The sequence below is a fragment of the Niveispirillum sp. genome, assembly GCF_017996735.1.
Classification (GTDB): Bacteria; Pseudomonadota; Alphaproteobacteria; order Azospirillales; family Azospirillaceae; genus Niveispirillum.
The window spans coordinates 21302-41713 of sequence record NZ_JAGOGJ010000054.1 but is presented as its reverse complement, the minus strand read 5'-3'; the positions used below and the strand labels follow the sequence as shown (position 1 = coordinate 41713).

The 20412-nt window shown below is 65.5% G+C and carries 17 protein-coding genes; 6 read left to right on the top strand and 11 right to left on the bottom strand.

Annotated elements, in window-relative coordinates; all coding sequences use genetic code 11:
- From KBA48_RS17365 to KBA48_RS17340, 6 genes are all read right to left on the bottom strand, one after another.
- The coding region (locus KBA48_RS17365) for an ABC transporter substrate-binding protein (RefSeq protein WP_292908622.1) at nucleotides 1-1159 on the bottom strand (1159 nt) is incomplete at its 3' end.
- 78 nt (nucleotides 1160-1237) lie between these two features.
- Nucleotides 1238-1753: a hypothetical protein gene (locus KBA48_RS17360; protein WP_292908620.1), complete on the bottom strand. Its 516-nt coding sequence runs from the start codon at nucleotides 1751-1753 to the stop codon at nucleotides 1238-1240.
- The gene (locus KBA48_RS17355) at nucleotides 1750-3744 is read right to left on the bottom strand and encodes a serine/threonine protein kinase (protein WP_292908618.1); all 1995 of its coding nucleotides are present in this window, start codon (nucleotides 3742-3744) and stop codon (nucleotides 1750-1752) included. The genes KBA48_RS17360 and KBA48_RS17355 overlap by 4 nt, the downstream gene beginning before the upstream one ends.
- A 280-nt stretch (nucleotides 3745-4024) precedes the next feature.
- On the bottom strand, nucleotides 4025-5359 hold the full coding sequence (locus KBA48_RS17350) for a bifunctional diguanylate cyclase/phosphodiesterase (protein WP_292908616.1): 1335 nt from the start codon (nucleotides 5357-5359) through the stop codon (nucleotides 4025-4027).
- 153 nt (nucleotides 5360-5512) lie between these two features.
- A complete protein-coding gene (locus KBA48_RS17345) occupies nucleotides 5513-6850 on the bottom strand; it encodes a bifunctional diguanylate cyclase/phosphodiesterase (protein ID WP_292908614.1) in 1338 nt (445 codons plus the stop codon).
- A gap of 315 nt (nucleotides 6851-7165) precedes the next feature.
- A complete protein-coding gene (locus KBA48_RS17340) occupies nucleotides 7166-8026 on the bottom strand; it encodes an N-formylglutamate amidohydrolase (RefSeq protein WP_292908612.1) in 861 nt (286 codons plus the stop codon).
- A 186-nt stretch (nucleotides 8027-8212) separates the two neighbouring features.
- On the opposite strand from KBA48_RS17340, the gene KBA48_RS17335 reads away from it, so the two are divergent.
- Both KBA48_RS17335 and KBA48_RS17330 read left to right on the top strand, forming a co-directional pair.
- Nucleotides 8213-9175, top strand: a complete 963-nt coding sequence (locus KBA48_RS17335) for a succinylglutamate desuccinylase/aspartoacylase family protein (protein WP_292908611.1) — start codon at nucleotides 8213-8215, stop codon at nucleotides 9173-9175.
- Nucleotides 9172-10299, top strand: a complete 1128-nt coding sequence (locus KBA48_RS17330) for an AbrB family transcriptional regulator (RefSeq protein ID WP_292908609.1) — start codon at nucleotides 9172-9174, stop codon at nucleotides 10297-10299. The genes KBA48_RS17335 and KBA48_RS17330 overlap by 4 nt, the downstream gene beginning before the upstream one ends.
- Before the next feature lie 123 nt (nucleotides 10300-10422).
- On the opposite strand, the gene KBA48_RS17325 is transcribed toward KBA48_RS17330, so the two are convergent.
- The gene (locus KBA48_RS17325; RefSeq protein ID WP_292908607.1) at nucleotides 10423-12165 is read right to left on the bottom strand and encodes a hypothetical protein; all 1743 of its coding nucleotides are present in this window, start codon (nucleotides 12163-12165) and stop codon (nucleotides 10423-10425) included.
- A 154-nt stretch (nucleotides 12166-12319) separates the two neighbouring features.
- Entirely contained in the window at nucleotides 12320-12805 is a 486-nt protein-coding gene (locus KBA48_RS17320) for a CreA family protein (protein WP_292908605.1), read from the bottom strand.
- Between the two features lie 186 nt (nucleotides 12806-12991).
- On the opposite strand from KBA48_RS17320, the gene KBA48_RS17315 reads away from it, so the two are divergent.
- Nucleotides 12992-14062: an SPFH domain-containing protein gene (locus KBA48_RS17315; RefSeq protein ID WP_292908603.1), complete on the top strand. Its 1071-nt coding sequence runs from the start codon at nucleotides 12992-12994 to the stop codon at nucleotides 14060-14062.
- A 15-nt stretch (nucleotides 14063-14077) separates the two neighbouring features.
- Entirely contained in the window at nucleotides 14078-14518 is a 441-nt protein-coding gene (locus KBA48_RS17310; RefSeq protein WP_292908601.1) for an NfeD family protein, read from the top strand.
- A gap of 6 nt (nucleotides 14519-14524) precedes the next feature.
- On the opposite strand, the gene KBA48_RS17305 is transcribed toward KBA48_RS17310, so the two are convergent.
- Both KBA48_RS17305 and moaA read right to left on the bottom strand, forming a co-directional pair.
- Nucleotides 14525-15298, bottom strand: a complete 774-nt coding sequence (locus KBA48_RS17305; RefSeq protein WP_292908599.1) for an NAD kinase — start codon at nucleotides 15296-15298, stop codon at nucleotides 14525-14527.
- A 57-nt stretch (nucleotides 15299-15355) separates the two neighbouring features.
- Nucleotides 15356-16387: a GTP 3',8-cyclase MoaA gene (gene moaA, locus KBA48_RS17300; protein ID WP_292908597.1), complete on the bottom strand. Its 1032-nt coding sequence runs from the start codon at nucleotides 16385-16387 to the stop codon at nucleotides 15356-15358.
- A 147-nt stretch (nucleotides 16388-16534) separates the two neighbouring features.
- Here moaA and KBA48_RS17295 point away from each other — a divergent pair, with 147 nt between their 5' ends.
- The gene (locus tag KBA48_RS17295; protein WP_292908595.1) at nucleotides 16535-18451 is read left to right on the top strand and encodes an AsmA family protein; all 1917 of its coding nucleotides are present in this window, start codon (nucleotides 16535-16537) and stop codon (nucleotides 18449-18451) included.
- A gap of 100 nt (nucleotides 18452-18551) precedes the next feature.
- Here KBA48_RS17295 and KBA48_RS17290 read toward each other — a convergent pair whose 3' ends face one another.
- On the bottom strand, nucleotides 18552-19604 hold the full coding sequence (locus KBA48_RS17290) for an aspartate-semialdehyde dehydrogenase (RefSeq protein ID WP_292908593.1): 1053 nt from the start codon (nucleotides 19602-19604) through the stop codon (nucleotides 18552-18554).
- A gap of 354 nt (nucleotides 19605-19958) precedes the next feature.
- On the opposite strand from KBA48_RS17290, the gene KBA48_RS17285 reads away from it, so the two are divergent.
- Entirely contained in the window at nucleotides 19959-20318 is a 360-nt protein-coding gene (locus tag KBA48_RS17285; RefSeq protein WP_292908591.1) for a hypothetical protein, read from the top strand.
- The last annotated feature ends 94 nt before the right edge of the window (nucleotides 20319-20412 follow it).

Genomic DNA, 20412 nt, shown 5'->3' with positions numbered 1-20412 from the left:
CATCCTGGCTGGCCAGTTGCCGGTAATGCGCTTCCAGCCGCGTGCGCTCGGCCACTTCGTCCCGCAGGCGGCGGTTCAGCAGGCGGAAACGGGCCGTCACCAGCCCGATGGCCAGTGTCAGGACGGCCAGAACCGCCAGCGCGATATAGAACCAGCTCAGGTCCGGCTTCTGATCAGGGGTATAGAGGAAGCCCGACAGGTCGACATCGCGGGGCATCAGGCCGGCCGCCGCGAATCCTTCCGCGATATGGCGCCAGCGGCCGGCATGCATATAGCCCACCTCCACCATGTCGGCCATCATCAGCCGTGCCATCTCCTCCGCCTCGAAGGTCAGGCGGGTACGCTCCAGGCCGGGCGCGTAATCACGGCGGATCAGATCGATGGCCGCGGCTGGATCGATCAGGGCGTCGCGCCAGCCGCGCAGGCTGGCCTTGCGGAACGCCTCCACCACCGACGGCGCCTCCCGCACCATGCGCTCCGATGTGAAGATGGTGTCGCCATAGAAATCGATGCCGGCGGCGCGCGGTGAAAAGACCTGGTAAGGGATGCCGGCGACCCGCAGGTCATAGGGCTCGCTGGTTGTATAGGCCGTGATGGCGTCAACATCGCCCTTGACCAGCGCCTCGACCGAACCGCTATGCGGCAGCACGGTCAGCATCCCGACCGGCACCCGTTCCACCGCCAGATAGGCCAGCAGCTCCTCCGCATGGGTTTCAAGCATCAGACGGTGGCCCGGCAGGGCGTGGACATGCGGCGGTCCGGTATCGGTGCGGGTCAGCAACACGAAGGGCGAATGCTGCATCAGAACGGCCATGGCTACTACCGGGCGTCCCTTCACCCGCTCCACCAGCAGCCCGGCGGAGCCGACGCCGAACTCCGCCTCGCCCCCGGTCACCCGGTCGGCGGCATCGATGGTCGGCCCGCCCTCGATGATGCTGACATCCAGCCCGGCCTCGCGATAATACCCGCGCTCCAGCGCCAGATAGAAGCCGGCCCCCTGGAACTGGTGCGTCCATTTAAGCTGCAGGCGGACCGGTGTCAGCAACCCGTCACCGGCCGCCTGCCCCTTTCCGGGCAGCGTGCAGAACAGGACGCAGAAGAACAGCGTCACGGCGCGCAGGGCTTGCGTTACGAAAAAGGCACGCTGACGTATGGACATTGCCAACCGTGACGAAAATGATCGCCCGATCCTACACCAGCAAGGTGCAGTTGCCGCAGTCAAACTTGTTGCAGAACATCATTCGGTTTCCGGGTCCAGCAGCCCGGCCGGCTCCGCCTTCTCCGGGTCGGGAAGGCCCATCACATCCGTTCCCCAGTCGGCGACCAGCATGCCGCGCCGTTCCTCCAGATCCTTGATCTTGGACTGGCTGCGCAGGCTCATCACGGCCGCCACGATCTGCGGGATCAGGAAATACATCAGCCATCCGATGGCCGCCGCGCCAAACATGATCAGCCAGGTGCCGGGGTCCGCCAGCATGCGCAGCGTCACCGACATTTCGTGCCCGTTCTGCCAGAGACGGACGATGAAGGGCGCCACGCCGCACAGATTCATGGCCCCCACCGTCAGCGCCGCGGACTTTTCCGGATCACGGTCGATGAGATAGGCGACAAAGGTGGGGGCAAGGCCGGCCAGGACCAGCACGCTGGTCGGCATCATCATCAGCCCGGCCGGTGCCAGCAGCAACAAAAGCAGCAGGGCGCTGCCGCCGCCCCCGCGCCGCCGTGGCGGCCGTTTGCCCAGCGACGCGCTCATGCCAGCCTCAGCATATAGAGGACGGTGCCGATCATGGTCATGCCCGCCACGATGGAGGTGACGACGGCGGCCACCTGTCGCCCCGCGCCCTCGGCCATGCCGTTCTTGTCCTCTGCCGCGACGCGCAATTTCTCGATCTGCCGCGTCAGGCTTTCATATTGGCGCATGGCGGCCAGGAACCCCTTGTCATCGGCCCGGATGGCATCGACATTGTCGACGATGCGGACAATGGCATCCAGCACCCCGTCGCGGGCCACCTGCGCCACTTCTGCCTTCATGCGGTCCCGCGTCTCCCGGTTCTTAAACCGCTTGAACACCGGGTCCATCAGGGCCACCAGCCAGTTGCACAGATTGGGCACGCGGGCCGGGCCGAACCGGTTCTGCACGTCGGCCAGCACGGTGATCATGGCAATCATCCGGCGCGCGGGGTCGTGCGGGTTGGACAGCGGCACCAGCAGCCGGTCGTTCAGCTTCTTATGGTGGGTGGTGATATAGCCCAGCACATGCCTGTCCACCGGGTCGCGGCCCCGGTTCGGTTTGGTTGCGATCTGGTCCAGCGCCGTCAGCAGCTCGGCCGGCGACAGGACGTAATGATCGCGCAGTTGCGGCGACAGGCAGGGGCAGGCCGGGCACAGTTCATAGACGATGCGTTCCAGCCCGAACCCCATGCCGACATGTTCCAGCAGCGCCCGATAGCCGTCATAGGCCTGGACCATGGGCACATATTCGGGCCGGAATTCGATCTGACAATTCACCCAGAAATGCGGGAACTGGGCCAGCACGAATTCGGCGAAGGGCTGGACCCCGCTATTCTGCCACACCGCTTCGGCCAGTGCCGGGCCCAGCCCGTCCGGCAGGATGGAGATGCCGCGATACCGGATGGGGGCGGGCGGGTCCAGGGCGATGGAGACCCGGGTGACCAGCTTGTCCTCCTGGCTGGCCCCGCGCCCGCCGGCCCCGGCCGAGGAGATGGCGGCCTGCATGGCTTCGGCCCGTGCCTCGTCGCCCACCGAGCGGCGCACCCATTTTTCCACGTCCCCCCGTTCGATAAGGGCGGCGGCGGCGGCGCTATGCTTGGTCAGCGACCGGGCAAGCGCCCGGCAATGCATCAGGTCCTCCCCCTGGAACTCGAACGGGCGGGCACCGCGCCGGGGCACCTGTGGCTGCTTGGGCGACATGCGGCGGCCCTGCAGCCACAGATCCAGGTCCGATACCGACCAGCGCTGCCGGGGGTCGTCGATCATCAGGCCGCGCAGCGGCTCCACCAGACTCTGCGGCAGCCGGAACTGGCTGGTCAGGGCGGGATAGGTGCCCTTGTCCATCTTCAGTTTCAGGATGCTCTCGTCATCCAGGTCGGCCAGCGGGTTGCGTCCCAGATGCAGCATCAGCAAGGTGATGCCCAGCGCATAAAGATCGTCGCCGATGGTGCCCGGTCCGCGCCCCGCCGGCTGTGCCATGCCCCGCTCGATCGTTTCCAGCAGCAAGGGCTGGCCATAGCCGGCGGGGGTGGACAGGCAGTCCCCGACACACAGGACGGGAGAGGCCGGGTCCTTGTGGAACAGGTTGGTGGGGCGCATGGCGCCACAGGTCATGCCCCGCGCATTCATCTCCCGGAGCGCAAACAGCAGGGTGGGGATGACGGAACGACTGATCTGGTCATCGGGCAGCGGGTCGCGTGTTTCCGTCAGGTCCTGCATCACCCGACGGCCGCCGGGCCGTTCATAGATCAGGACGAAACGCTTCTTGCCTTCCGGCGACCAGTCCACGGTGCCCCAATCCAGCAGGCGCAGCACGGCCGGATTCTCGATGGCGCGATAGGGGGCCATCATCTCGATCCGGGCGGGCACGGGCCGGTCGGTGACGATGGCGAAGGCTTCGGTCTTGCGATCACGCGTCAGCCGCGCGGCGAAGGCCGGTCCGCCGGCCGAATCCAGGGCCGGCATGGGCGTGCCGGGCATGATCTCGCACCGGCCGCCCAGATCGACGGGCATTGCCGGCACCGCGGCAGCGGGGAGCCGGCGCGGTGGTGCAACGACTGGGTTCTCGTCGGGATCGGCGCTGCTGGCCATGACGGGGGCGGCCTCGCTCTGCGGTCGGGATGGCTGGGAAACGGTTGGCGCGCGCGATCATCGCAAACCATGTGCGATTGCACAATGCCAGCCAAAAGAGGCGGTTGTCGCCCAGCCTTTTTGCAGAGATGGATATACCCACCAGTGTCATATCATCGGTCAATATTCTTGACCGATGGTCTTCGCGCCGACCAGCGCGGCGTCAGTGACTGTGGCGCAGTTCCATGATCTGGCTGGCGCTCAGCGGGCGGTAATAGAAATAGCCCTGACCATAGTCGCAACCCGCATCGGCCAGCGCCACCAGTTGCTGGAGATGCTCGATCCCCTCCACCACCGTTTCCATGCCCAGCCGGCGCGCCAGCGCCACGATGAAATGCACCACCGCCAACTGACGGTCATTCTCCACGACATCGTCGACGAAGCTCTTGTCGATCTTCAGCGTCGTTGCCGGGCAATTGACCAGCAGGGACAGGGCGGAATGTTCCCGCCCGAAATCATCGACGGCGATTCCAAAGCCGGCGCCGGCGATCTCGCGCACCTGCGCCATGACCTCGGCATTGCTCAGCAGGCCCTCGGTGATCTCTATTTCCAGCTTGTCATGGCGAAGCCCCAGGCGCCGGCATTCCTCTGTCATGATGTCCAGTACGGTGGGGCCCTGCATCTGCGCTCCCAGTTGCAGGGGGGAGACATTGATGGACATCCGGATATCCTGTCCCCCCTGGCGCCAGGCGCATTTCTGGTGCAGCGCTTCCCGCAGCAGCCATTCGCCGATGGGCAGGATGGCGCGTGTCCGTTCGGCCAGGGGGATGAATTCCGCCGGTGAAACGGCCCCCAGTTCCGGATGGTGCCAGCGCAGCAGCGCCTCCACCCCGATGACCTTTCCGGCCCGGATATCGATCTTGGGCTGATACACCAGCGACAGGCCGGCTCCGTTGCGCGCGAACCACAACCCGTCCTCGATGGATCGCTGCCGGGCCAGGCGCTGGCGCATGCCGTCTGCGTACCAGCCGATCTGACGCTGCGCCCGCTGGGCGTCCTGCCGTGCCGACCGGGCCGCGATGATCAACATGTCCATGTTGTAGCCGGCGTCGTTGAAGGTCGCCACCCCGCAGGACAGGGACAGGTGGCAGGTGGTCCCGTCGATATGCAAGGGAGCCTCAAGGGCGCGGATCGTATCCTCAATCCCGGCCTGTCCGTCGGGCAGCAGTGCCGCGAAACGTTCGCTGTCGAACCGGGCCAGCAAAGCCTCCCGGCCGAACACAATCTCCATCCGGCGGCGCATCGCGGACAGGAGCACCAGCGATGCGTCATATCCCAGGCGAGAGATCAGGCCGTCATATTCAGAAAGTTCCAGATAGATCAGGATTGCCTGCCGGTCGCGCGCCGCCATCAGCCGCAGGATCTGGTTTCCCCGTGTCACAAAGCCGTGCTTGTTGTACAGACCCGTCAACGGATCATGCATCAACTGCGGGGGGCTGTAGGCGCAGCCGCATTCGGCTGCTGCTGCTGCGGCTGTGGGCTGGACGGGAAGGGACACCGGGTATTCCATGGGGCAGCACCATATCGATGAGAACATAGATATTAGTATGTCTTTCGTATTAATCCATTTGTCCGAAGGTTCAGGTTTCCAATATTCTTGTTTGGCGTCCTAAACACACGTTTGTATGCTGCCTCAGCCCCGCCGCCGCGGTCAGTGCGGTGTCCGCAAGCCGTGGATACGGTCCGCGCACATGGGGCGGTAATAGAAATAGCCCTGGCCATAATCACAGCCGGCACTGGCCACCGCCACCAACTGCCGGATATGCTCGACCCCTTCAACGACGGTGCGCATGCCCAGGTCGTGCGCCAGTTCGGTGATGAAGCGGATGATGGCCGCCTGGCGCGGATTGCGCAGGATGTTGTCGACGAAGCCCTTGTCGATCTTCAAGGTGCGGGCCGGGCTGTCGACCAGCAGGGACAGGGCCGAATGGTCGCGGCCGAAATCATCGATGGCGATGCCGAAACCCGCATTCGCCAGCCGGCGAACCTGCGCCATGGCGCTTTCGTCGGTCAGCAATCCCTCGGTGATCTCCAGTTCGATCTTCGACCGGTCCAGGTCCAGCCGGTCGCACTCGTCCGCGAGGATGTCCAGAACCGGGGTGCCACTGGCTTCCGGCGCCAATTGGGCGGGCGAGATGTTGATGGCGACGGACAGGTCCAGCCCCTGCCGGCGCCATTGCGACTGCTGGTGCAGGGATTCGCGGATCATCCATTCGCCCAGGGGGACGATGGTGCGCGTGCGCTCCGCCACCGGCACGAATTCCGTCGGCGATACATGGCCGAGTTCCGGATGGTACCAGCGCATCAGCGTTTCCACCCCGATCACGCGGCCGGAATGGATCTCCACCTTCGGCTGATAGACCAGGGAGAGGCCTTCCCCCGCCCGGCTTTCCCAGAGCCCATCCTCGATGGCGCGGCTGCGGGACAGCCGACGCCGCTGTTCGCCGGAAAAGGTGCTGACGGGGCGGCCGGCATTGATGGCGTCGCGGCGGGCGATGCGGGCCGCGATGACCAGCATGTGCATATTGTCCGCCGCCTCCGGATAGGTTGCCACGCCACAGGTTATCGACAGGTGATAGGCATTGCCGCCGATGACCACCGGCGTCTCCAGCACCCTTTGCAGGGCGGTGAACTCGTCCAAGGCTTCGGGCAGCAGAACGGCGAACCGCTCGCTGTCGAACCGGGCCAGCAGCGCGTCCTCCCCGAAGGCCAGTTGCAGGCGCCAGCGCATGGCCTGCAGCAGTTCCAGCGCCTCCTCATAGGACATGCGGGAGACGATGCCTTCGTAATTGTTCAGTTCGATGAAGATGACATGGGGATGCTCGCCGGCCGCCGCCATCAGTGGCAGCAGGCGGTTGCCCTCACGGATGAAGCCATGCTTGTTCAGAAGTCCGGTCAGCGGGTCGCGCTGGGCCGGCAGATGGTCCATCGAAGCGGGGGAGGGCGGGGTCGGAACCCAACCGTCATTCATCACCAGCGCATGCATCATCCACCTGCATTTCGACTTGCAATCCTTTGCATGCATCATAGGCACGCTTGAGGACCTTGTCAGATGTCCAGACGGATATGCTGCGTAATTCTTGAAAAGGTTAATTATTAACAATGTATTGGAGCTAATTATTAATGTTTCCGGCGCCGCATTGCAAAAAGAAACCAGGAAATCCTTATGGATTCAGCAGCTTCATCCCCATGGATGGTGTGGCATGAATAAAATACCCGGAACCGGAAACGGTCCCGTCCCGACGGGGCGGGTTCAGGCGGAAGCCGCGCCGGTGGGTGGGGAGGTCATTGAGGGGGCGCTGAACTATTCCGCCGCCAGCCGCCCGGCCCTGTCCTGCGCATAGTCGCGCAGCACGCAGATCAACCGCGTCAGATCCTCGCGCAGTTCCTGGAAGCCGGCATGGGGTTCCAGCGTCTCCTCGTTCATGTAGAGGCGGCGGTCGATTTCGAGCTGCAGGGAATGGCGGCCACGGGCCGGGTTGGAATAGCGCCGGACCAGTTCCACGCCCTTGTACGGGTCGTTCAGCCGGACATTGTAGCCCATGGCGCGCAACGTCTCGACCACCAGCCGGGTGAAGCCGCGTTCCGCCGTGGAACCATCGCGGTCGCCGACGACAAAATCGGGCGATTGCCGGTCGGGTCCGATCACGAAGGACGGCATCGAATGGCAATTGATGTGATAGACGGCCCCGAAACGGGCATGCAGCCCGTCGATGGTTTCGGCCAGCAATTCATGATAAGGGCGCCAGTAATTCTCGATCCGGTCCTGCACCACCAACACCGGCAATCGGCCATCATACATGGGGATGCCTGGACGGCAGAGATGGCGCACCAGACCCATGCCGGCCACGCTTTTCGGTGACGGGTTGACCGGCGTCGGCCAGACACCGTCCAGCATGGCCGGATCGATATCGTCGGGCGCCCGGTTGACATCGATATAGGATCGCGGGAACAGGGCGCAGAGCAGGGTGGCGCCCAGGTCCGGGACCATGCCGAACAACTCGTCGACATGCGTGTCCTCCGCCTGGCGCAGCAGGGGGAAGGGACAGGTGAAATCGAAATCGGCAGGGTAACGGGTGCCGCTGTGCGGGCTATCGAACAGCAAAGGGACCGCGGGTCCGACCGGATCATGCCGGACGACCACATCATCGATCACCAAACTCATTCAACCCGTCCCCGGCTCCGGAATGTCGTGATGAACATGCTGCGGCAATGAAACCGCTCTTTCATCGAAGTGACTTGGAACCTATACCTTGGCACCGGGGCCGGCGTCGAGAGTTCAGAAGGCATGCCTGCCTTTGCGGGGGCCGGTGCAGCCCATCCCGAGGACGGTGGGACGGAGGAGGGGGGCGTGGCACGTATCGAGCCGTTGACCAACGTTGATCTGTGGCCGCCCGACCTGTCGGCCTGGGCATCGGGCAATGGCGGTCCATCCTTTGTCCACCGGTTCGACAGCAGCGTGCCGGGGCCGCATGTGGTGGTCAATGCCCTGATGCATGGCAATGAATATTCCGGTGCCATCGCGGCCGCCACCATGCTGGCCGCCGGCATCCGTCCCTGGCGCGGTATCCTGTCCTTCTCCTTCGCCAATATCGAGGCGTTCGGCCAGTTCGATCCCGGCTTTCCCGTCATGTCACGCTATGTGGACGAGGATATGAACAGGGTCTGGTCGCCCCAGTCCCTGGCGGCCGGCGTGGCGAGCGTGGAGCGGCAGCGGGCGCGGGAACTCTGGCCCCTGTTCGCCACGGCCGACAGGGTTCTGGACCTGCATTCGATGCAGCATGACCGTATCCCGCTGATGCTGTGCGGCCGGTCCGGACGCGGGCGGGACTTTGCGCGGCGCGTCGGTCTGCCCGGCATCATCGTTGCCGATGGGGGGCATGCGGGTGGCAGCCGGCTGATCGACCATCCCCGCTTTACGGAGGGGGCCGAAGGTCCGGTCGCCCTGCTGGCCGAATGCGGACAGCATTGGGACCCGGCCAGCGCCGTCACCGCCCTTTCCGTCACAGCGCGGTTCCTGCTGGCCGCCGGCATCGTCGATGCGGCTGCGCTCAGCCCATGGCTGCCATCCGACGATCCGCCGCCGCCACGGCTTGTGGAGGTCACGGAAACCGTTACGGTGGGGACCGAGCGTTTCCGGTTCCTGAAGGAATACCAGGGCATGGATGTCATCCCCACCGCCGGCACGGTCTTCGCCATGGATGGCGAGGTCCCGGTTCACACGCCCCATGATGATTGCGTTCTGATCATGCCGTCGCGCAGCCAGGCCGAACGCGGGCACACGGCCGTGCGGCTGGGGCGGTTCGTGGCATGATGGTGCCGCCGACCGGTCTGCAACCCGAGCCGGCACCCAACCCCCGCCGCCGCCGTTTCGACTGGCCGGCCTTTGCCACCGCCATGGTTTTGGGAACGGCGGGCGGATTTGTCTGTTTCAGACTGCATGTGCCGCTGGCCTTCATGATCGGCGCCATGGTGGCGACGACGGTCGCGGCGCTGGGCGGTGTGCGCACCATGGTGCCGCAGCGGCTGCGCGACGGGCTGGTCATCGTGCTGGGCATCATGCTGGGCAGTTCCTTCACGCCGGCCCTGCTGGGCCATCTGGGTGAATGGTCGGTCAGCCTGATCTTCATGGCCGTCTATATCGCCGTCGCGGCCGGTCTGGGCACGCTGTATCTCCGCCGCTTCGCCCGATACGAGCCGCCCACCGCCTATTTCACGGCCATGCCGGGCGGCTTCACGGAAATGGTGATGATGGGCGGCGCGATGGGCGGGGATGACCGCTCCATCGCCCTGGGCCACAGCCTGCGTATCATGCTGGTGGTCATGACCGTGCCCTTCGCGTTTCAGGCGCTGCCCGGATATGATCCGGCGGGCCGGGACTGGAGCCTGCATGGGCTGGGCCCCTATCCCTGGGAACTGGACCTGATCGATTACGTGGTGATCGCCGCCTGTTTTGTGGGCGCCCCGGTGGCGCAAAGGCTGGGCATACCGGCGGGCATCCTGGTGGGACCGATGCTGCTGTCGGCGGCTTTGCATCTCACCGGCGTCACCGCGGTAAAGCCGCCGGGTCTGCTGGTGGCGGCGGCGCAGGTGGTGATCGGTGCCTCCATCGGCGGCCGGTTCCAGCGTGTCCCCCTGATGCGCATTGCCCGCACGGCTGGGGTGGCGGCGGGGCTGACCCTGCTGCTGCTGGTGGTGACGCTGGTGCTGTCGCTGGCCGTGCATCTGCTGACGGGGCTCAGCCTGGCGGGCCTGATCCTGGCATTCGCGCCGGGCGGCTTGGCGGAGATGAGCCTGGTTGCCCTGGCCCTGCACGTGGACGCGGCCTTTGTCGCCACGCACCATATCGTGCGTATTGTCCTGATCATCCTGTTCGCCCCCGCCGCCTATCACCTGTGGCGGCGATGGGTGGGGCGGAAAGAGGCGCCCGGCGCATGAGGGCGCCTGAAGTCGCCGTTGATCGGTCACGAGCAAGGCGAATTGCAGGCCGGCGACCGCCGGCCCGGCGCATGAGGGCGCCTGAAGTCTTCCTTGATAGGCTACGAGCAAGGAAGACCGGCGTCACATGAACTGTGCCTGACGCAGCAGGCCATAGAACTGGCGCAGGGCGCCGGCCTGTTCCTGGGGAGTGTTCAGTCCTTCCACGAACTTGCCGTCGAAATTGGGCTGACGCAGATGGCCGATGATCTGGTCGCGCACCATCTTGCGGGCCTTGGGGCTGGACAGCACGTCATTGGCCGCGAATTGCATGAGACGGGTGGCGCGGATACGCAGCGAGGCCGACGGGTCGTCCAGCCGTTCGATGACTTTGGAACTTGCGATATAGCTGGCCACCATTTCGTCCACCCGGTCGGCCAGCATGGTGCGGACCTCGTCCGGCAGGCCGGAATGCACGATGCTGACATACAGCGACGCCATGGCCTGCATCTTGGGCTTCAGCGGGACCTGCAGCCCCACAAGCTGGTTCACGTCGCGGTCGGTCGACAGAAGCGGCCGCAGCCGGGCCATGACGGTTTCCATCTCCCGCTGCCCGACATCGCCGCCGGCCAGTTCCGCCAGATAGATGGCCCGGTCGCGCGGGGTCGGCAGGACACCCATCACCGCTTCGATCGACAGGCGCCGTCCCTCGCCGCCACCCTGTTCGAGAAAGCGCAGATAGCCCAGCGTCAGGGCATCCGCCATACGCGCCCCGCCGAAAAGGCCGGCCGGCGTGAGCACGCGTGTTGCCAGGGCCGCGAAGCTGGCGCGGTTGCGCTCCGGGTCACGCGCCAGCGGTGCCGTGCCGCGCAGTGACCGCAGGAACCCTTCCAGCACCACCTGCCAGGTCTGCGGGGCATGGCCGGAACCCAGCCAATTGCTCAGCACCTTGGCGATGGGCGGGGCCATTTCCCTTTCCGTCGGCTCGAACTTGCCTTCCAGCAGGTCCAGCATACGGTGCAAGGCCGTCGCCAGATCGGGCTGACGGCCCAGCAGGTCCTGGATCACTGTCGGGAAACTGCTGGCATCGGCCACCAGCGTGTCGATGATGTGGATATGGGCCGCCTTGTGCTGTGCGGCGTCGCCGGCGCATTCAAGCAGCCATTCGACCTTGCCCAGCAGATTGCGGATCTGCACCAGATCGCGGCAGAGGATGACCTTGGACAGGTAATCCGCCTCCGCGTCGTCGCCCTTGCACAGCGCCTCCACCTTTTCCAGCGCGCCGCGAAAACCTTCCTGCTTCACACTGAACCCGGCGCGCTTCTGCGCATCCTCGGCCTTGCTGCGCAGGTCGGTCAGGCTGGAATAGATCATGTCGCGGCGTTCGCGCGCATCCTGGCCCGTCACCTTGCCCTGGATGCTGGCCACGCGGCCGACGGCGGTCGGCACCAGATTTTCGAAATTGATGGCACGCTTCATCTCGGCCGCGTTGTACAGCAGCTCCGACGCGGTCAGCGCCTTGTCCTCCAGATATTGCCGCAGCAGCTTGGAAATGGTCTGCCGGCTGTCGGCCTGCAGGTAGTCGCGCGTGTCGGCACAGACGGGGCTGTCCTCCACGGGCTGCACCGTGATGGTCTTGCCCTTCTTCTCCCGCATTTCGGAGAAGATGATGGTTTCCGTGGCCGGTTTCCCCGGGACACCGGCAAAGTCGCGGATGATGCGCACGCCCTCTCGATTGGGCAGCAGCTTGTTGGCCAGCGTCCTGGCCTCTTCTTCAGTGGCCAGGCTGTCTTCGATCACCCAATGGTCCACCTTGAAGGTCTGGACCTCAAAATTCAGGCGCCGACCGATGGCACCGCCATTGCCGCCGCCCAGCAGGCTGGACACCCACATAACCCTTGCCCCCATTTTGGAGTATGCATCATCCCTTTGGGATGGGAGATACATATCACCGAACGGCTTGGTAAATAAATCCTGTATTAACCCATTTGTGGGGGTTTGCCAAAGGAAAGCAAGGGCAGACGCGGTCGTGCCGTGGCAATTACCGGGGCTTTCCCTTCTCCCAGACCGGATTGGCCGCGAACAGCGGCACCGTGGAAATCGACATCTTGGCCGACGCGTCCTTCACCTGGCGGCTGTAGACGACATAGATCAGCGTGTCGTTGGCCTTGTCATAGATGCGGCGCACCGCGATCGACTTGAACACGAGGCTCTTGCGTTCGGAGAACACCTCCTCCCCGCGCTTGGACAGGTCGATATTGCCGATCGACACGGGGCCGGTCTGGCGGCAGGCGAGGGAGGCGTTGGACGGGTCCTCGAACCAGTTTCCTTTTGACAACCGGTCCCAGACGGAACGGTCGAAATCCACGATATGGCAGGTGATGCCCTTCACCCCCGGATCGGGAAAGGCCGTGATGTCCAGTTCGTTGCCGGTCCAGTCATTGCTGAACTCTCCCACCACCTCCTGCGCGGCCGACGGCAGGGCCAGCGCCAGGGACAGAAGCAGGGCGGCAAGGGGGCGGCGCATGGCGTTACTCCGGGTTATGGATGATGATCCGCCGGCAGGCTATGCCGACCGGGCGGCGGGGGCAAGGACGGGCTGGGAACGGCACCGTGGACAAATCGGTTAATGGTTGTGGCCGCTTACTTGCGCTCGCCTTTTGTCCTTCCCACATGCGATGCTGGGGCCAAGGGTTCAAGGGGGCACGACACTATGGAACTGATGATCTTTGCCGCACTCGTCGCCGTGTTCGGCATGACGCTGGCCTTTGCCGGCATCAAGACGGTGCCGCAGGGCATGGAATATACGATCGAACGTTTCGGTCGCTATACCCACACGCTGCGTCCCGGCCTGCATTTCATCATTCCCTTCATCGACAGTATCGGCGCCAAGATGAACATGATGGAAATCGTGCTGGACGTGCCCAGCCAGGAGGTCATCACCAAGGACAATGCCATGGTGAAGGTCGACGGCGTCGTCTTCTATCAGGTGTTGGACGCCGCCAAGGCCGCCTATGAGGTCAGCCAGCTTCAGGTCGCCATCCTGAACCTGACCATGACCAATATCCGCACCGTTATGGGCTCCATGGACCTGGACGAGCTTTTGTCACAGCGCGACCGCATCAATGCTCAGCTTCTGCATGTTGTGGACGAGGCGACGCAGCCCTGGGGCATCAAGGTCACCCGCATCGAAATCCGCGATATCCAGCCGCCGCGCGATCTGGTGGACAGCATGGCCCGCCAGATGAAGGCCGAGCGCGATCGTCGCGCCCTGATCCTGGAAGCCGAGGGCGCTCGGCAATCGGCCATCCTGAAGGCTGAGGGCCAGAAGCAGGCGGCCATTCTGGAGGCGGAAGGCCGGCGCGAAGCGGCGTTCCGTGATGCCGAGGCCCGTGAGCGCGAGGCAGAAGCCGAGGCGGCCGCCACCCGCATGGTGTCCGACGCCATCGCCGGGGGCAATGTGCAGGCCATCAATTACTTCGTCGCCCAGCAATATCTGGCCACCTTCAAGGAATTCGCCTACAGCCCGAACCAGAAGGTGCTGTTCATGCCAATGGAAGCCACGGGCATCATCGGGTCGCTGGGCGGGCTGGCCGAACTGGCCAAGGATGCGTTCAAGGGGGATGGCGGCCCGGCCGTTCCGCCGCCTGCCCCCAAGCCGGGGCCGCGCAAACCGTCCACCAGCAGCATCCCGGCCGCCGGGGCCAGCAACGCCGAACAGGTGGCCGCCATCAAGGCCGCCGCCGCCCAGCCGTCGCCCTGGGGCGGTGGCAGCGACACCTGACAAACGGGGGGGAGCATGGAGGGGGTACGCGTTCTTTACTGGCATTGGTGGGGTCTGGCCCTGATCCTGGCCGCCCTGGAAATGTTCCTGCCCGGCGCCGCCTTCCTGTGGGTCGGCGGGGCGGCGGCGATTGTCGGGCTGCTGACGCTGCTGGTCGATATCGGCTTCGCCGTGCAGTTGGTGCTGTTCGGGGTTCTGGCGGTTCTGGCCTGGTTCCTGTCGCGCCTGGTCGCGCGGCGCGATCCGGGTGATGTCCATGCCGGCACGCTGAACCGGCGCGGGGAACAATATGTGGGGCAGGTCCTGACCCTGGAAGCGGCCATAGAAAACGGGTTCGGCCGGGCGCGGGTCGGCGATACGGTCTGGCGCGTGGCGGGGCCGGCCGACCTGCCGCAGGGCGCGCGTGTGCGGGTCACCGGCACGGATGGTGCCCTGTTGCGGGTGGAGGCGGCCTGACGCCCGTCAGGGGGCGAACTGTTCCTTCAGGATACGTTCCTCCAGCGCCATTTCCGGATCGAACAGCAGGGTGCAGGCGACCTTCCGGTCCTCGCTGATCTCCACCCGTGCCACGTCGCGTACTTCGGTGAAATCGGCCACGGCGCTGACCGGGCGCTTGGCCGGTTCCAGCACGTCGAACTGGATGCGGGCCGTATGCGGCAGCAGCGCCCCGCGCCAGCGGCGGGGGCGGAAGGCGCTGATCGGCGTCAGGGCCAGAATGTCGGCACCCAGCGGCAGGATGGGACCATGGGCCGACAGGTTGTAGGCCGTGCTGCCGGCCGGCGTGGAAACCAGGGCGCCGTCGCAACTCAGTTCCGACATGCGCTCCTTGCCATCCACCGTGATGCGCAGCTTGGCCGCCTGCCGCGTCTCGCGCAGCAGCGACACCTCGTTGAAGGCCAGCCCCTCGAACTCGCCGCCATCGCGTTTCGTGGCCTTCATGCGCAGCGGGTGCAGCACGACACGCTGTGCCCGCATCAGGCGGCGGGTCAGCCCATCCTCGCTATAGTCGTTCAGCAGGAAACCGACCGAGCCGCGGTTCATGCCATAGACGGGCACGCCCCGGAACAGATAGCGGTGCAGCGTTTCCAGCAGGAAGCCGTCACCGCCCAGGGCCACGACGATGCCCGCCTCCTCCGGCGGGACCCCGGCATAACGGACGGCAAGCCTGTCCCTGGCGGCGCGCGCATCCGGCGTATCGGCGGCGACGAAGGCGAGCGGCACGGGTGTCTGTGACAAGGCATTGTTCCCGGTATCAGGGCAGGCTGGCACAGTACCCCATGCCGGGGCGGCTTCTCAACCGCCGGTGACGCTCATGTGCCGGCCCACGGCGGGGCCACGGTCACGGCCGATGATGAAATCATGGCCCTTGGGCTTACGTGTGATGGCGTCGCGGATGGCGTCATGCAGAAGGGCATCGTCGGCGCTGGCCCGCAAGGGCGTGCGCAGATCGGCCGCATCCTCCTGACCCAGGCACATATACATGGTGCCGGTGCAGGTGACGCGGACACGATTGCAGGATTCGCAGAAATTATGGGACATCGGCGTGATGAAGCCCAGCCGCCGGCCCGTTTCCCGGACGGTCACATAGCGGGCGGGGCCGCCGGTGCGGTGTGTGCTGTCCATCAGGGTCCAGCGCTTTTCCAGGTCGGCCCGGACATCGCGCAGCGACAGGAACTGTTCCTCGCGCACCGCACCGCCGCCATTGCCGTCCATGTCGCCCAGCGGCATCACCTCGATCAGGGTCAGGTCGAAGCCCTTTTCCCCGCACCAGGCCAGCATGTCGTCCAGTTCCAGGTCGTTGACGCCCTTCAGCGCCACGGCATTGATCTTGACCTCCAGCCCGGCCGTGCGCGCTGCCTCCAGCCCGTCCAGCACCTGTGGCAGCCGGCCCCAGCGGGTAATGGTGGCGAACCGGTCGGCATCCAGCGTGTCCACCGACACATTGATGCGGCGGACCCCGGCGGCGCGCAGCCCGTCGGCATACTTGGCAAGCTGGCTGCCATTCGTGGTCAGCGTCAGTTCATCCAGCGCACCCGACGACACATGTCGGCCCAGCGACCGGATCAGTTCCATGATGTTGCGGCGGACCAGCGGTTCGCCACCGGTCAGGCGCAGCTTGCGCGTGCCCAGCGCCACGAAGGCGGAACAAAGCCGGTCCAGTTCCTCCAGCGACAGAATGTCCGCCTTGGGCAGGAAGGCCATATCCTCCGACATGCAATAGACGCAGCGGAAGTCGCACCGGTCCGTCACCGACACGCGCACATAGGTGATGGCGCGGCCGAACGGGTCGATCAGGGGGGCGGGGCTGGCGGGAAACATGCTCATCGTCCGCAGGATATAGCGCCTATGGCATCGGGCTCCAAGCCCGACCCGCACGAAAGATACTGCTTTCGGCCTTGTTTTGAGCAAGTTCGGCTGGAACACTGGACCGTAACGAAATCGAACCGTTCCCGACGAAACGGACCAGAGGTCATGCGGAAATTCGCCTTCATCCTGTGCCTGCTGCTGCTGATCCCCATCGCGGCGGCTGTCGCGCTGCCATTCCTGGTACCCGTGGGCGCCATCGTGGCGGAGGTGGAACGGCAGATTGAGGCGACGACGGGCCGGGCCCTGACCATCAAGGGCCGCGTGGACCTGTCCTATTTCCCCTCCATCGCCGTCACGGCCGATCAGGTGCATTTCGCCGGCGTCCGCCAGGGGGAGGACCTGCTGTCCGTCAAGCGGCTGGCCGTGCGCCTGCGCCTGATGCCGCTGCTGCGCGGCAAGGCGGAGGTGGAGAAGTTCGTGCTGACCGAACCGCTCATCGATCTGACGGTGGACAAACAGGGCAAGCCCAACTGGGACGTCTCGCTGACCGGTACACCCAGCCCGGCGGACCATGCCAGCCCCGGTTTCATCGGCGACCTGTCGCTGGCCGAGGTGGAGGTGACGGGCGGTCGCCTGCGCTACAACGACGTGCGCACCGGCATGGTGCGGGAGGCGACTGACGTCAACATCACCCTGTCGCTGCCCGACCTGGACGGCGCCATGATCATGGAGGCGTCGGCGCTTCTGAACGGCACGCCGCTGTCGCTGGATCTGGGGATCGATCCGGTCCGTCCGCTTCTGTCCGGCGGTGCGGCCGGCATGGCCCTGCGTCTGGCCGGTGCGGGTGCCGGTCTGGATGTGAAGGGGCAGGTGCAGCGCCAGGGTGACGCGCCCCTGTCCCTGTCGGGCGATCTGGCGCTGACCGTCACATCGATGGCAGACCTGATCAAGGCGGCAACGGGAGTGGAACCGTCGGACCTGCCGGTCAATGACCTGAACCTGACGGGCAAGCTGTCGGGCACGCCGGCCCGGCTGGCCCTGGCCGGCCTGTCGGCCAAGGCCGGTGACCTGACGGCCAATGGCAACCTGTCGGTGAAGCTGGACGGCGCCCGGCCCGCGCTGGGCGGCAGCCTGTCGCTGCCCCGGCTGGAACTGGACCGCTACCTGCCGGCGCCCGCCGCCCCCGATCCGGCGGCACCGGCACCGGAAGTGGGGCCGGCCGGGTGGAGCAAGGAACGTATCGACCTGTCCGCCCTGAAGACCGCCGATCTGGACCTGACCCTGCAACTGGCGGGACTGGTGCTGAAGGGCGTGGAAGCGGGGGCGACGACGCTGACCTTGAAACTGACGGATGGGCGGCTGACTGCCGGGTTGGCCGACACGGCCCTGTTCGGCGGCACCCTGGGCGGCAAGCTGACCCTGGATGCCGCGCGCCCCTCCCTGTCCCTGGCCGTGGTGGCCACTGCCAGGGGTGTGCAGGCCGAACCGCTGCTGACCCGCTTTGCCGGGTTCGACCGGCTGTCGGGCGCCACCGACGGCAGCATCGATATTCGCACCTCCGGCAGCAACCAGCAGGAACTGGTGGGTGGGCTGAACGGCACGGGGAGTGTCATGTTCCGCAACGGTGCGGTGAAGGGCGTGAACCTGGCCCAGATCGTGCGCACCGCCATCGGCCATGGCAGTGCGGAACCGCCGCAGACCGACTTCGCGGAAATGAGCGGCGCCTTCACGCTGACCGACGGCATCGCCGCGACCGAGGATTTCCACCTGCTGGCTCCGCTGTTGCGCGTGACCGGCAAGGGCAATGTCAATCTGCCGTCCAAGCGTGTCGACATGCGGCTGACGCCCAAGCTGGTCGGCAGCCTGGAAGGGCAGGGCACGACGCGTATCGATGTGGATGGCATCACGGTGCCCGTGCGGGTGCGCGGGACGTTCGACAACCTGTCCTGGACCCCCGACCTCTCCTCCTCCGTCAAGGCCGCGCTGAAAGACCCGAAAAAGGCGCAGGAACAGTTGGAGAAGCTGAAGACGAAGGAGGGGGCGAAGGGCGTGTTGAAGGGGTTGCTGGGCAAGAAGCCGTAAGGCTGGGGCGGCGTGGTGGGGGTGTTGCCCTCACCCTCCCACCGTCGTGGGCGAGGGGCGGAATTGAGACCATGCCCACCGCCGCCCCTTGCCCGCCTCCTTATTGGGTCAGGCCCTGCAGGATCTGCACGGCGTTCAGGGCGGCGCCCTTCAGCAACTGGTCACCGGCCAGGAACAGGGCGATGGAGCGGCCGGACGGGTCGCCCACATCGCGGCGGATGCGGCCGACCAGCACGTCGCCCTGGCCCGACGCTTCGTTGGGCATGGGGAAATGGTTGCCCTCGATATTCTCCACGATGCGCACGCCGGGGGCGTCACGCAGGATGGCGCGCACCTCGTCGGGGCTGACCACCTCGTCGAACTCCACCGTCACGGCCATGGAATGGGCTCGCAGCACGGGCACGCGGACGCAGGTGATGCTGATATTCAGATCGGGGCGGCGCATGATCTTGCGCGTCTCCTCGATCACCTTCTCCTCCTCGCCATTGTAACCCGTCTCCGGATTGATGGCGGCGTTGTGGGAGAACACGTTGAAGGCGTAGGGGTGCGGCAGAACGCGCGGCGCATAAGGTTCGCCGGCCAGATAGGCGGCGGTGGAGGCGCGCAGTTCCTCCATGGCGGCCGCCCCGGCGCCACTGGCAGCCTGATAGGTGGCGATGTTCAGACGGCGGATCGTGTGGCGGGCATTCAGCGGGGCCAGCGGAACCGTGGCGATGATGGCCACGCAGTTGGGATTGGCGATGATTCCGGCATCGGCCGGGATTACGTCCGCGTTCACCTCCGGCACGACCAGCGGAATGGCGGGGTCCATGCGGAAGGCCGACGAATTATCGATGACCACGGCACCGGCGGCCACGGCCTTCGGCGCGAATTCCTTCGACACGCCGCTGCCGGCGGAGAACAGGGCATAGTCGATGCCCTGGAAGCTGTCATCCGTCAGTTCCTCGATCACCAGGGTGCCGCCGGCGAAGGGCACGGCATGACCGGCCGAGCGGCGGGACGCCAGCAGCCGAACGGTGGCAAGGTTCAGACCCGACTTTTCCAGGCATTCGCGGATTTCGACGCCGACAGCACCCGTGGCGCCGACCACGGCGACGGAAATCGGACGGGAGGCGGCCTGGTTCAGGCTGTCGGGGGCAACGCGGATATTCATGATGGACCCTGTTCCTCTGTCATCTCTTGCCGGAGACAGGGTCTGGTCCACCTTTGGCCGCCCCGTCCGTTCCCGGCGGGGCTTCTGGCTTTCTGTCGAACCGCGTCAGACCGCGCGCATGACAAAAAGCCCGCCCCGCAGGGTGGTCTTTTTAGTCATGATAGTGGTGGTCTGGATGCGCTTGGACATGGGAGGACGATGCCGAGGCCCAGGCCATGTGTAAACCCGTCATCGCTGCGGGGTGTCTCTGCGTTCGCCGCATGGCCGGTTGTGTCCAGACTATCTGTTGCGGTTTTTACTGGACGGTGGGACTATATGAGTGTGAGCGGCGGTGCCTGAAGGTGCGTGTTTAAGATGTCGGTGGAACTGAACGACCCCAAGACCTTGGAAGCGATCGGGATTTTGGCGGGCGCCCTTGATGACGTCACCGGTCCTGAACGGCTGGAATGCCTGATGGCGGCCAATGCCCTGCGTCAGGTCGTGGAATCGCGTTCGGAGAATGCGCTGCAGTTTGCCCAGCAGGCTTTCGAGTCCCTGGATGAGGGTATCCGCCGCCGGGTGGAGAACGAGGCCACGACCACCGCCATCAAGGTGGTGGAGCAGGCCAAGAAGAAGCCCAACCCCCGCATGGTGCGTGCCCAGCGGCCCAAGGCCAGCGGCAGCTTCCTGGACGCGCTGAATGGTGGGCAGTTGAAGACGGAACGCAAATGGTGACGGGGCCGCCGGCCCGTCTTCATGCCATCCAAAAGCGCCCTTGAACGGGCGCTTTTTTTGCGGCATGTTTGGAACAAATCAGGTACAAACTGCG